Source organism: Anaerocolumna sedimenticola (assembly GCF_009931695.1).
GTDB lineage: Bacteria > Bacillota > Clostridia > Lachnospirales > Lachnospiraceae > Anaerocolumna > Anaerocolumna sedimenticola.
In genome coordinates, this window is sequence record NZ_CP048000.1 from 91597 (window position 1) to 104687 (window position 13091).

Consider the following 13091-nt stretch of genomic DNA (forward strand, 5'->3'; position numbering starts at 1 on the left):
TGAAAATCAAGGAGGATTTAAAATGAAATTTAATTGGTGTACCATTCAGGTTAATAACATGGAAGAGTCTGTTAAGTTCTATCGGGATATCGTTGGACTTACGCTAGACCGCAGTTTTCAGGCCGGGCCGGATACAGAAATTACTTTTTTGGGTGAAGGAGAAACAAAGCTTGAATTAATCCATAATAAAAATAATTCATCCGTTAATATAGGTGCTGACATTTCTCTTGGATTTGAAGTTAAGTCCCTGGAGAAAATGACTACATTCCTGAAAGAAAATAATATTTCCATTCATAGCGGTCCTTTTAGCCCTAACCCACATATAAAATTTATCTATGTGCTGGATCCTAACGGGTTAAAGATACAATTTGCAGAAAATATGTAGTTATTAACAATGGGGGTTATCGCAAAATAATATGATCTATTTTTTCTTTAATCATAATTATTATCTTGCGATAACCCCTGCTTTATACTTTAATATAATTTTTATAAGCCGATAAATTTTATTTTAAATTAACTTGAAACCATCTTAATAAAGGTCTATAATTTACACCTGTGTACAAAAAGAGAAGAATTAAGCTTCTATGTGTTATATTACATAAATCATAGGATAACGCAGGTGTTTAAAAATGAAAATTAAAAATAACTACAAATCCGCTATAAACTCAGATGCAAATCGATTACATGTTATAGTAAACAGTGTTCTGGTGGGATTGCTGGCAGGTTTGGCAACCACACTCTACCGGTTAATCCTCGGAAAAGCCGAAGAAATTTGTTTTCATATATATTCCTATTTTAGAATACATCTTTCCTTACTTCCGGTAATGTTTTTATTACTCGCTGTGTCAGGTTATGTTACAGGTCTGCTTGTAAATAAATTCAAAATGATAAGCGGAAGCGGTATTCCCCAGGTAAAGGGTATTATAATGGGGTATTTTAATAATAACTGGATCGGGACTTTAATTGGTAAATTCCTAGGTGGTACCCTATCCATTGCGGCAGGACTTTCTCTGGGACGGGAAGGCCCCTCCATCCAGATTGGAGCCAGTGTTGCGGAAGGACTTGGTAATAAAATAGCTTCTACCAGGCAAGAAAAGAAAATACTAATTGCCAGCGGAGCAAGTGCAGGTCTTGCTGCTGCATTTAATGCCCCATTAGCCGGAGCAATGTTTGCAATGGAAGAAATATTTAAGTATTTTTCTCCTGTTATTTTGTTATCTACCATGATTTCTGCCGTAACAGCAGATTATGTATCCAAGTTAGTTTTTGGAATGAATCCTGTTTTTCATTTTTCCTTAAGTACCAGTATCCCCTTAGACGGATACTGGCTATTAATTCTCCTCGGGGCAGTTCTCGGTGCCGCAGGTGCTTTCTATAACCATATTCTTCTCTTATCACAGAAGTTATATAAAAAATGCAGCTGGCTAAATACCAAAACCAGGATAATAATACCTTTTCTGCTTGCCGGAATATTAGGCTTGGTATTTCCAATTGTTTTAGGAGGCGGTCATGAAATACTAGGTGTAATCAAAATATCCCAGCCGATTATATTTATACTTCTGGTATTGATCGTAAAATTTGTCTTCTCGATGATCAGCTTCGGTTCCGGTGCACCCGGTGGTATATTTTTTCCGCTTCTCATTATGGGGCTTCCATTGGAGCAATCTATGGAAATATTGTTGTTAACTTACTGGGATATAATGAAAATTTGTTTTATAATTTTGTTATTCTATCCATGGTGGGTTTTTTTACTTCCATCGTAAGAGCACCTATTACCGGGGTAATCTTACTGATTGAAATGACAGGTTCCTTTACTCATCTGCTGCCACTTACAATCGTATCCATATTGTCCTATGTGGTTGCTGATTTATTAAAAAGTGAACCCGTCTATGATTCTTTACTGGAAAATCAGTTAAAAGAAAAAGGAATCCATACGGATTCCTTAGATTCTGATAAAAAAATAACTATTGAAACTATTGTTCATCATGGTTCTCTGGCAGAAAATAAACTGGTTAAAGATATTGATCTTCCTGATAACTGCCTGCTTATTGCTCTTAAGCGAAACCAGCACGAGTTTATCCCAAAAGGAAATACAAAAATATTAGCCGGAGATTATCTCATTTTACTTACGGATATTAATTCGGAAGCAACCTTAAGAGTAAGGCTTACCGAAGTGGTGACATCTTAGGTAATTGGGAAACTCTTTCGTTATGCGAATATACCAAACGATTGAAACGAATTCCAGAGTTTCAGTCACCTATAAAGTTAAAGAGGGATAATTGATTATATCCATATCCTGATTTATAACTGGCTATAATGTCTTTCATATGATATAATATATGATTTTTCTCACACTCATGAGCAAACAGCCGATACAATTCCCTTGCATTAGGACTGGTACATTGATATCTGTCACCATAACGGCTGATATATTTGGTTTTTAACCCGGGAAAAGCTTCATCCAGTTTCTCATAAAAATATTCCCTCTGGTTATTTCGAAGTGTCACGCCAAATGCGGGATAGATAAACCTGGCTCCGTTTTCTTTAGCAAGCTGCACCATATTTATAACATTCTCTTTGTTATCATTAATGAATGGAAGAACCGGCATAAACAGTATTCCGGCAAAAATTCCCGCTTCCGACAGTTTGCGGATTGCCTCAAACCTCTTAGAGGAGGAATCTGTATTAGGTTCTATTAATCCGGATACGGCATCATCCGTATTAGTTATTGTTATTTTACAGATAACCGGAGAATGCTCTTTCATTGTCTGCAGAATATCAATATCCCGGGTTATCAAAGAACTTTTTGTTGCAATAGCAATACCAAACTGAAAAGCATCCGCTAATTCCAGGGCATGTCTGGTTAAATTAAGCTCTTTCTCAAAAGGATTATAAGGATCACTCATGGACCCTGTACCAATAACTCCTGTCTTAATCTTACGCCTGAGTTCATCCCGAATAATTTCCAGGGCATTTTCTTTTGCCCTAACCGTATCAAAATGATCTACCCGGTAGCAGTCACTCCTGCTGTCACAATAGATACAGCCATGGCAGCATCCTTTATAGATATTCATATTGTAATCCGTTCCGAACCAGGAAGTATTCTTTGTCTTGGTAACAATCGTTTTTGCAGGAATATATTGCATAAGATACCTCTTCTTACTGCTAAAATCTATTATTTCATTGCGAGACAGGACACAAAAGCCCTTTCCTCTTCACTTATCAATCAAGGCTTTATATGTTCTGCCTTCTAATCATTCTATCATGCCAAACATGACATCAGCGTGTCATATTAATCGTACGAATGTAATGTTTCTTTCAACTTATTTTTTATTATTTCCCTGACCCTGATTGGTTCCAATACTTTGGCATAATTTCCATAAGATAAAATTAGTCCGTATACCCAATCATCCTCCGGATAAGTCATGGTAATAATAAAACCACCGTCCTTTTCTTTTTCTATTTGATCTTCATCAAATTCATCATAAATACGGTAAGCCTGTGAAGAAGAAATTCTAAGTTTGATCGCTTCCTGCGGTATTTGAGGTATATTCTCCTGAATCGATACGATATCCTGAGATAAGTCTCTTGTAAATTGCTCATTCAAGATGCTCAATTCTTTTATTCTATTTAATTTAAAGGTTCTTATATCGTTTTTAGTCCTGCAGTAAGCTTTTAAATACCAGCTTTTATTTTTAAACCATAATTGAAGGGGTTCCACTTCTCTGCTTCCTTTTTCCCCATAGCTGTTATAATATTGAAATTTTAAAATTTTTTTTTGTAAAACCGCTGTTTTAATCAGATTAAATTTATTTTTCTGCGTATTACTCCAGTCGGAATAATCAACTTCTATCCAATTATTTTGTTTGGTTCCAAACAGATTACTTAACTTATTCAGTACCTTATCTAAATCCGGATAATTAGTAGCACTTAATCCCTGGAGTGCAGACAGGATATCTTCCTGCTCCCCTTTTGACAATACGGATTTATTCAGCACAAAATTATCCAGTAATCCGATACCTCCGCCCTTACCCTTACTGGTATAAATAGGAATCCCTGATTGACACAATACATCAATATCCCTATATATGGTTCGTACGGAGACTTCAAAATGTTCAGCCAGTTCTTTGGCCGTTATATAATTTTTATTTAACAGAATATATACTATTTCAAATAATCGATTTACCTGCATATTCATCACCCAAGCTCATTGAAACATTATCCTGTGACAATATGATGTCAAATTTTTTACTATTCTATTTTTTATGGTATTTTTTCTAACGATTATCTTAACTATTTATAAAGTGTTGTTTTCTATAGGTTCAATTATAAAACGTTTAATTATTTTTTCTTACTTTTAAAAGGAAATGTTAATATCAGAAAAACTACCCCCGTCAGTACTATGGTGGCACCCGGTTTTAGTCCTTTGTAAAAGGATAGGGTTAAACCTGTTACGGTAAAGATTACTGCAAATGAGATGGAATATAATAAGGTCTGTTTAAAACTTTTACCGAACTGCATTCCGCAGGTAACAGGTATTACCATTAAAGATGAAATAATAAGTGCTCCTACTGTTCTTGAGGCAACGGATACGGTCAGGGCGGTTAATATGGTAAATACAATATTAATCGTCCGGACAGGTACTCCGGACAATTGGGCAGCCGATTCATCAAATGCCATATAGAGAAGTTCCTTATACAGCATAAGAAAAACAGTAATGACCAATAAACTGATTCCGATAACCAACCACAATTCAAAATCAGTAATAGCAACAATACTGCCAAATAAAAAACTATTAAAATTAGAGGTATTGCTTACAAATCCGGAAAGTACCCCGGCTAAACCTACCCCTGCAGACATTACAACGGCAATAGATATTTCCGAATATTTGGGGAACCTTTTACGTATAAACTCTATGCCAAAGGCAGCAAAGATGCAGGCTATGGAGGCACCTAATACCGGATTCATACCCATAATAAGTCCCAGGGCTACACCCGCTAAGGATGTATGACTTAGGGCATCCCCTGTCATGGATAACCGCCTTAATACTACAATAATACCAATACAGGGTACGATAACAGCAAGAAGAATACCTACTATAAATGCTTTCCGCATAAAATCGTACTGCAATAACATATCCATAATAAAGTTTTCCCCCTTACTGATTACTTTCTGCCTGTATTAAATGTAACTTTTTATCTTTAATTTCATAGATCTTATTCATAGCATTTCTGACATCCTGAATGCTGTGAGTCACCATAATTATGGTGATTCCGTTTTCCCTGTTTAGTTGGTACAGCAATTGGTAAATATTTTTCTCATTTTCCGAATCAATGCCGGCTATCGGTTCATCCAAAATCAATATCTCAGGATTATTAGCCAGGGATTTTGCTATTAAAACCCTTTGCTGCTGCCCTCCGGATAACTTGCTGATTAATCTGTCTTTATATTCTGACATACCGACTATGGCTAAAGCCTTATCTGCCATATCATAATGCTTTTTTTTCGGCCTTTTAAATAAACCGATACTGCTGTATAAATTAAGCATTACAACTTCCATTACCGTTGCAGGAAAATCACCTTTAACCGATAACCCGACCTGGGGAACATAACCTATATTCTTGACAGTTCTGTTTATAGTACCGTTTCTGGTTTGCAGTAATCCTAACATTAATTTAATCAAGGTACTTTTCCCGGTTCCGTTGGAACCTATAATTCCTACATAATCCCCTTTTTCAACTTTTAAATTAATATCATCCAGGATTAATCCATCCTCATAACCAAAACTAAGGTTTTTCATTTCAATACTATACATGGCTGCCTCCTGCCCCTTTGTTTCCTGATTTATTTCAGCGCATTTACTAAAGCTTCCAGATTTCTGTCCATTATAGATAAATAATCTTCACCTGCATTTATCTGTTCCTGAGTCAGGCCCTCCAACGGATTTAAAACATCGGTTTTTGCTCCGATTTCCGATGCGATGGTTTCCGCCACTTTGGGACTTACTAATTCTTCAAAAAAAATGGTTTTGATATTCCTGCTTTTTGCAAAGTCAACAATTTCTGCCATTCTTTTTGCATCCGGTTCGGAATCTGCTGCAAGTCCTTCTATAGCTATCTGATTCAAACCATAATCTGTACATAAATAAGCAAATGCCTGATGGGCAACTACAATATCTTTATTTGCTAAAACCGATAATTCATTTGTAAATTTTGAATCCAAAATATCAAAATCGGCTGCATATTTATTAAAATTCTGTTCATAATAAGCAGCGTTATCCGGATCTGCTTTTACAAATGCATTTTTGATTGTTTCCATTTCCTTTTTTGCATTTTTAATACTTAACCAGACATGGGGATCCGAGGCCGTCTCTTCGCCGCTTTCGCTTTCCCCTTCTTCCTCTTCTCTCTCTAACAAGGTAAGTCCCTGGGATGCTTCCACTAATATGAGGCTGTCATTTTCAAGAGAGGAGGTAACCTGATCAATCCAGTGTTCCATACCGACACCATTATATATCAGTATATCCCCTTTCTCAAGGCTTAAAATATCCGTTGTCGCAGGTTCCCAGTCATGAGGTTCCGTACCTGCCGGAACAAGATTTGTTATATGAACTTTATCACCGCCGACTTTCACAGCAAAGTCATATAAGGGATAAAAACTGGTATATACCTCAAGTTTCTTATCTTTTGAATCATTCTTCTTATCCAGGTTTTCAGTCACTACTTCCGTGCTTTTTATTGAATTTTCCTTTGGCTGCTTACTGCAGGCGGTAAAGGAAAAGATTGCTATCAGAAAAACCAATATCTTTAAATATTTTTTCATTATAAATCACCGTATCTTTCTTTAATAAAATAAAAATTTCTTATAGTTGCGTTCCGGAAACAAACGCAAATGCAAATCATTTGCATTTAATATACTACGATATTTACTTACTGTCAAGGATGAAAATTTATTACATCCTTTTTAACATATTAAATAAGGATATATAGTAAACTGAATAAACTTATTTTCCGGTTTATACTTAATATATTCTTATCAAAAAACGATAAATAATTTCTTCTTCTTGACAATTGCCAAACTCTATTCTATGATTTTAAGAGAATAAACATAGATTACCACCTCAGACTAAGTATCCGTTAATAATTAAAACTTTACACTGAGTACCCTATGTTAGTTTAAAGGAGTGAACTACCTTGGATAATAATACATTAAAATCTGCCGACCTAAAACAAACCAAAAAGCGTATTCTTATATTATCTGTTTTAGAAACTGCAGCTACTGCCCTAACTGCAGAAGAAATCGACGAGCTGACCTCAAAAGATATGAAGATGAGTATATCTACCATATACCGCGCTTTAAATGCTTTAGCGGATAAAAATGTAATTAAGAAGGCGCTTCACCAGGATGGCAAAACTTATTATGAAATAAATAATCATACCCACAGGCATTCCCTTTTATGTACGTTATGCAATGAAAGAATACCCATTGATGCTTGTCCCCTTGAAAGTCTGGAGAATTACCTGGCGTCTGAAACCGGTTATGTTATTACAGGTCATAACTTGGAGTTTTTTGGTATATGTCCGAAATGCGCTGCTAAAAAAGCCAAAACAAAATAAATAACCATAGCAGAAGTTGATTCTGGAAAAATTGCCATAGGATTTTAAGAAGATATAAAATGTATTATACTATTAAAACACTTACCATAATAATAAATAGAAATAATTATGTATAAAACCGGAAGAAACAGACTTTGCGAGTTTCTCCGGTTCGCATGTGCGTTCGAATGATTGCAAGCAAGCTTGCTAATTCACACTTTGCTTTCGCGGAAATTATTTAAGGGAAGTTAAAATTAACTTCCCTTAAAATATGTAATAATCCATTGAATAAGCTACAATCTTTCGCCTATAATTTTAACTTTTTGTGCTGCTATGCCCTTTTCAACTCAATTTATTTTGTAGATTTTTCTCCCTCTATACTTTTTAGTATGGCTACCTGGTCAGGTATATCATCCCGTTCTATTCTGATTTTTGTCCATAAACCAAATAATTTTTTATTTGCATGATGAAGATAGTCGTATAGGTTATCCTCATTTACATGACTAATGGGATTTAAACAGATTAATAAATTATTTACCTTATTGAAATGATTTGTTTTACTTAAAAGTTCTACTTCTTCTGTGATTTTATTTAATAAAATTATATCATGCATTTGTTAATCCTCCATATTTTCGTCTGAAATTCCTTAACACGAACCGGCTTGTCATTCTTTTAAACAATATTAATCCTATACTAATATTCCAACCACCGGAAGCTGTTCTATAACAGCCCTTACTCCCCCATGGCATGCCATAAATTGACCGGATAAATCATTTCCGGAGACTAAACCAAAATGGGTTCCTCCTGCCCAGGGTATTCTCTGGCTCACATCATATACAACTCCATTAACGGCTACATAAGCAGGACGGCCGTTTTCCCCGTTATAATTCTTTAACTCCTCCAATGTAAAAGTCTTTTGTTCCGCAGGTGTCTCCGGCTGTGGTAAATTCTCTGGTGGAACTGTTTCCGGTACGGTCTCTGGTGTTTCGGAAACCGGCGCGGCCTCGGGTGCTTCGGGCAGAGGAAAATCCACTGTTTCCGGCTCCTGCTCCGGTATTTCTAATGGCGGTGGTGCAACAAAAGGAGGCAGCTGCGAAACTGTTTCGGGTACATACTCAGGAAACTGCTGCATTACAGGGTTTCCAGTTTTAGACAAATTGCGTTCCAGCTGTATAATTAATTCTTCCGTGCGCTCTTTTATCAGGTTCTGATGATAATTCTTCTCATAGGGGGTTACCCCAAGTGCTTCCATCTTGCTGTAATAACTGATCTCTTTTGCGAACTGGTTAATCATATCTTTTAATTCGTACTCACCTTTCATCTTATCACCTATTGCATAACACATCAGCAGACAGATGTGTTACAGCCACTAAAAAAGGTTGAAGGAATCTGTATGTGGCATCCTTTCTAATCTTTATTTTCTTTCAACCTGCGCCCTTCTTTCTTCCTGCAATAAATCCAGATAATGCTGAACCTCTTTTATTATATCTTTTTTCTTCTTTTGTAATTCCTGTGTTAAACCAAATCCAAAGGTTATCTCTTTTACTTCTACAGCCAGAATATCACCTTCCAGGTTAGGATAATAAAGCTTTAAAATATCCAACAAATTATAACTATGCTGGGTATATCCACTGTATTCGGAGGTATATTGATTAAGCGGTATCATGGATATTTCACCCGGACTTTTCCCATAACTTGCCGCATCCAGAATTATTACCGTATCAAAATCATTTACCTTGGAAATACAATATCCAAAATCTGTCTCCCCGTATATAACTTCTACTCCTTTTACTTTAAGTTCTTCTTCCATTGCTTTTGCTATAAAGATACCTATGCCGTCATCTTTCATCAGTACGTTTCCCATTGCGATCAATTTTAGCATCCTACTTCTCCTTCAAACAATTGCAAAATTACTTAAAATTTGAACATACCATACAATTTAATACCAATTTTCAACAACTGCAGCGGCCTTTCAAAACAGATAGATTTTTTATAAAATATGTTACTAACGAATCCATACCATCCGGGAAACACCACTGTGCGCATCCAATACAAAAGGAGTTGTTTCCAACCGGCCAGTAGGATATATCTTTATTCATTTATATTAGTACAGGTTGTAGAATAATACTGTTTTCTTTAAAAATAAGATAAAAAACAGACCGGAAGAAACACGCTTTGCGAGTTTCTTCCGGTCTGTATGAAAATACTCTGAATTATAGCTTACTATCAGGGTTATATTATCAAATTCACATCTTTATTCCTCTGTGATTAAAGAAAGGATTGCTTTCTTGGGTTTCACTCCTACTGAACTTTCCACTACTTTACCGTCTTTTACTACTACTAAAGTAGGTATACTCATAATACGGAATGCCTCTGCTAATTCTCCCTCTTCGTCGATATTAATCTTCCCTACTTTTACTACCTCTTTCGTTTCTTCTGCAACTTCATCAATAATAGGAGCTACCATTTTACATGGACCGCACCAGGAAGCCCAAAAATCTAATAATACAGGTTTATCTGAATGTAATACTTCTTTTTCAAAATTATGTTTTGTTATTTTTAATACACCCATAGTTAATTCTCCTTTTTCTTTTTATTGATTCTATAATCTTATTATAACCATATAAAAATTATTATCTGTGATGGAGTCACAGTATGATAATTACTGATAAATAAAAAAAATTATACTATTATGTTTTATTTTGTCACAATAATATATTTAGAGTCATAATATATTGTAGAGTTACCAATACCTTGAAAACAAGGTTAAGGAAACCTTGAGTAATCTTAAAGGAGGATTCAATATGACAAGTGGATTTAGTGGAAATGAATTTTTTATAAATCATATCCGTAAATTTATAGGCGAGACAGTAACAATTTTTACTACCAGTGGCGGTGAATCCGGCTCTGGATTTACCGGAGTTGTATTGGCGGTTAATTGTGATTTCGTTCGTTTGGTTATACAAAGGGGTTCTGCTCCCAGTAACCCGTTAGGAATGAGGAATAATAATGACGAATGCAATAATGGCAGAAAAAAGGATAGGGACTGCTGCAATCGTGTAGGCGCTGTAGTGGATATTCCGATTGATAGGATAGCATCCTTTGTTCATAATGATATTTAAATAAGGAGGATTTAACTATGTCATTTAATAGTGGTTTTAATAATGAAGGCTTTATCAGACACATCTCACGTTTTATTGGAGAAACAGTAATTATATTTACCGCCAGCGGTGGTGAATCCGGTTCCGGCTTCACAGGTGTTATATTAGCAGTTAACTGTGATTTCGTTCGCCTGGTAACCGATCAGGGATCTGCTCCTACCTCTCCGTTTGAACCTTCTGATGAATGCGAAAACGGTAATGGCTTTGAAGGCCAGAATTTTGGTCAGAATTTTGGTCAGAATTTTGAACGTCACCACTGCTGCCATAATGTTGGTTCCGTAACAGATATTCCTATTGATAAAATTGTTGCTTTTGTTCATAATGCCGTATAAGGTAAAGTAATTATATCAAGTTAAAATAACTTATGTTCGCTGCTAAATAAGATCTCCTATATAAAAGCTGGGGCTATGAAAAATAGTCCCAGCTTTATAACTATTAGCCAAAGCGAAGCTTCATAAAAACCTCAATGTTACTTAAAAGGTTAAATCGTAAAACCTGCAATTTCTTTATGCAGTCTCACCGAACTGCCCCGTGTAATATCCACCTGACCGGTTATTTCACTTGACATAGCGGTTATATTTGCCACCTTCTCAGCTATTTCTCCGGTACCGATTGCTCCCTCCGATGCTGCTTTAGCAACTTCATGAATAGAAAGAATAACATTGCCGATAGAAGCTAATAATTCTTCCGATGCGGCACTAAAATCCGTAATAAGAGCATCTACATAAACTGCATCTTCGCTGTAGGCATTTGCAACCTCTAAAAATTTCTCAAAACTTTCCTCTATATCTTTTGAGACAAAATCCAATAGGCTGTTGGAACTATCTGACAAGTTATTCACTGCTAAAATTACTTCACCTGTAACCCCTGAATCTGTTCTACCATATTTTTAGACTGTTCCGCCAAGTTACGAATTTCTTCCGCAACGACTGCAAAACCTCTTCCGGCTTCCCCTGCTCTGGCTGCTTCGATAGCCGCATTTAATGCAAGCAGGTTTGTCTGTGAAGTAATACCCATAATAGCTTCGGATAACACATTAATCTGAGTTACTACCTGGGATTGCTTAAGAGCTTGTTCTAATTTACCCTGAATTTCTTTGCGGACTCTTTTAATTAATTCCTGGGAGTGTTTAACCTCCTGTCTGGTGTTCTCTGCACGTTTGCTGATTTTAACTGCCTGTTCGGCTCCCTCTCCCGCTTTCTCCGCCATATTTCTGGTTGCCTCTTCAATTTCCATGGAAGAGGAGGTCATTTCCTGGGCTGATGCCGCAGTTTCTTCCATACTGGCTGCTAATTCTTCTGTTGTCGCAGAGACATCTTCGATGTTACTGTTTAAATCTTTCATATTTTCATTTACATTACCGACTACATGAATAATTTGATCTGCTTCTATTTTTGTGCTTCCAATTAGACCGGCAACAGAATCTTTCATTATCTCTAAATCTTTCGCTAATATACCAAAATCATCTTTTCTGTTTTTAAAGATATCCGGTATTTCTTCTTTAAAATTACCTTTTGCCAGAATCTCCAGGTATTTTCTAATGGCAGTAAATGAGTTATTTAGATTTCTGGACATGTAAAGTGAAAAAAGTATGGATACTACCATAGATATGAAAAATATCGTTACAAACTGTATAATATCACCATTGGATTTCGTTCTTTCTGCCTTGGTAGTATCTTTCACCTGTTTATCTATGTAATCAATGTAATTACCTGTTCCGATTACCCATTCAAAAGGTTCATAGGCAATACTATAGCTTCTTTTAGGTGATGGTACCGTTTCTCCTTCTTTTGGGAACCAATATTCTGAAAATCCGCCCCCCTCTTTTCTTCCATTAGTTATGATATCCTTCATATACGAATTTCCTTTATTATCAACCGCATCCATACGGTTCGTACCTTCGGTATCTTTCCCCAATAAAACGATATTAACACCCTCATAGGTATCTGCCCAAAAATATCCGCCGTTTCCGTATTTTAATCCTCTTATAAGGTCAGCTGCTATCTTTTTTGCTTCATCCAAAGTATAATCCCCAGCTTCATACTTTGCATAAATACCATCCAATAAGGAAATAACATTTTCTACCTGATTTTTAAGGTTATTGTCATAATCCTGTCTAATCGTTTTATCCAGTGACTGCATATTAATCTGAATTGATTTTTCCTGGTCAATAATTGCGATTGCACCCATTAAAACAGAAACCATTAACAAAAACCCAGCTAAAAATAAAACTTTTGTCCTTACCTTTAAATTGTTTAATCTCATAAAACCTCCTCATTAGTCAATACTACTGTAGAAATTTGTCTATAATTAATCATTATTCATTGCTGTATAT

16 protein-coding genes and 1 pseudogene are annotated in these 13091 nt (G+C 35.8%); 6 read left to right on the forward strand and 11 right to left on the reverse strand.

The window, feature by feature from the left end:
• The first annotated feature begins 22 nt into the window (after positions 1–22).
• From Ana3638_RS00330 to Ana3638_RS24790, 3 genes and pseudogenes are all read left to right on the forward strand, one after another.
• Positions 23–385, forward strand: a complete 363-nt coding sequence (locus Ana3638_RS00330) for a VOC family protein (RefSeq protein WP_161836016.1) — start codon at positions 23–25, stop codon at positions 383–385.
• 499 nt (positions 386–884) lie between these two features.
• Positions 885–1807, forward strand: a pseudogene (locus Ana3638_RS24785) (ClC family H(+)/Cl(-) exchange transporter); the annotation flags it as partial.
• On the forward strand, positions 1799–2188 hold the full coding sequence (locus tag Ana3638_RS24790; protein WP_246241044.1) for a TrkA C-terminal domain-containing protein: 390 nt from the start codon (positions 1799–1801) through the stop codon (positions 2186–2188). The pseudogene Ana3638_RS24785 and the gene Ana3638_RS24790, both read left to right, overlap by 9 nt.
• A gap of 61 nt (positions 2189–2249) precedes the next feature.
• On the opposite strand, the gene Ana3638_RS00340 is transcribed toward Ana3638_RS24790, so the two are convergent.
• The 5 genes from Ana3638_RS00340 to Ana3638_RS00360 form a co-directional block, all read right to left on the reverse strand.
• Positions 2250–3146 (reverse strand): SPL family radical SAM protein, encoded by an 897-nt coding sequence (locus Ana3638_RS00340; protein WP_161836018.1) that lies wholly within the window; start codon positions 3144–3146, stop codon positions 2250–2252.
• A 146-nt stretch (positions 3147–3292) separates the two neighbouring features.
• Complete coding sequence (locus Ana3638_RS00345) at positions 3293–4192, reverse strand: helix-turn-helix transcriptional regulator (protein ID WP_161836020.1); 900 nt, start codon at positions 4190–4192, stop codon at positions 3293–3295.
• A gap of 149 nt (positions 4193–4341) precedes the next feature.
• The gene (locus tag Ana3638_RS00350; protein ID WP_161836022.1) at positions 4342–5142 is read right to left on the reverse strand and encodes a metal ABC transporter permease; all 801 of its coding nucleotides are present in this window, start codon (positions 5140–5142) and stop codon (positions 4342–4344) included.
• Positions 5143–5158: 16 nt separating this feature from the next.
• Positions 5159–5815, reverse strand: a complete 657-nt coding sequence (locus tag Ana3638_RS00355) for a metal ABC transporter ATP-binding protein (RefSeq protein WP_161836024.1) — start codon at positions 5813–5815, stop codon at positions 5159–5161.
• Positions 5816–5844: 29 nt separating this feature from the next.
• Entirely contained in the window at positions 5845–6822 is a 978-nt protein-coding gene (locus Ana3638_RS00360) for a metal ABC transporter substrate-binding protein (protein ID WP_161836026.1), read from the reverse strand.
• A 371-nt stretch (positions 6823–7193) separates the two neighbouring features.
• Between Ana3638_RS00360 and Ana3638_RS00365 the strand changes: the two genes are divergently transcribed.
• A complete protein-coding gene (locus Ana3638_RS00365; protein WP_161836027.1) occupies positions 7194–7616 on the forward strand; it encodes a Fur family transcriptional regulator in 423 nt (140 codons plus the stop codon).
• 331 nt (positions 7617–7947) lie between these two features.
• Here Ana3638_RS00365 and Ana3638_RS00370 read toward each other — a convergent pair whose 3' ends face one another.
• The 4 genes from Ana3638_RS00370 to trxA form a co-directional block, all read right to left on the reverse strand.
• Positions 7948–8208 carry a hypothetical protein gene (locus Ana3638_RS00370; protein WP_161836029.1) on the reverse strand — a complete coding sequence of 87 codons (261 nt, stop codon included), beginning with the start codon at positions 8206–8208 and terminating at the stop codon, positions 7948–7950.
• A 75-nt stretch (positions 8209–8283) separates the two neighbouring features.
• The gene (locus Ana3638_RS00375; RefSeq protein ID WP_246240629.1) at positions 8284–8916 is read right to left on the reverse strand and encodes a cytochrome b5 domain-containing protein; all 633 of its coding nucleotides are present in this window, start codon (positions 8914–8916) and stop codon (positions 8284–8286) included.
• Between the two features lie 93 nt (positions 8917–9009).
• A complete protein-coding gene (locus tag Ana3638_RS00380; RefSeq protein WP_161836031.1) occupies positions 9010–9477 on the reverse strand; it encodes a hydrogenase maturation protease in 468 nt (155 codons plus the stop codon).
• 372 nt (positions 9478–9849) lie between these two features.
• On the reverse strand, positions 9850–10167 hold the full coding sequence (gene trxA / locus Ana3638_RS00385; protein WP_161836033.1) for a thioredoxin: 318 nt from the start codon (positions 10165–10167) through the stop codon (positions 9850–9852).
• 232 nt (positions 10168–10399) lie between these two features.
• Here trxA and Ana3638_RS00390 point away from each other — a divergent pair, with 232 nt between their 5' ends.
• Both Ana3638_RS00390 and Ana3638_RS00395 read left to right on the forward strand, forming a co-directional pair.
• The gene (locus Ana3638_RS00390; protein WP_161836035.1) at positions 10400–10717 is read left to right on the forward strand and encodes a hypothetical protein; all 318 of its coding nucleotides are present in this window, start codon (positions 10400–10402) and stop codon (positions 10715–10717) included.
• A gap of 17 nt (positions 10718–10734) precedes the next feature.
• Positions 10735–11088 carry a hypothetical protein gene (locus tag Ana3638_RS00395; RefSeq protein WP_161836037.1) on the forward strand — a complete coding sequence of 118 codons (354 nt, stop codon included), beginning with the start codon at positions 10735–10737 and terminating at the stop codon, positions 11086–11088.
• Between the two features lie 149 nt (positions 11089–11237).
• On the opposite strand, the gene Ana3638_RS24795 is transcribed toward Ana3638_RS00395, so the two are convergent.
• Together Ana3638_RS24795 and Ana3638_RS00400 are read right to left on the reverse strand one after the other, a co-directional pair.
• The gene (locus tag Ana3638_RS24795) at positions 11238–11588 is read right to left on the reverse strand and encodes a hypothetical protein (RefSeq protein WP_246240632.1); all 351 of its coding nucleotides are present in this window, start codon (positions 11586–11588) and stop codon (positions 11238–11240) included.
• Between the two features lie 17 nt (positions 11589–11605).
• A complete protein-coding gene (locus tag Ana3638_RS00400) occupies positions 11606–13021 on the reverse strand; it encodes a methyl-accepting chemotaxis protein (protein WP_246240635.1) in 1416 nt (471 codons plus the stop codon).
• Positions 13022–13091 lie beyond the last annotated feature (70 nt).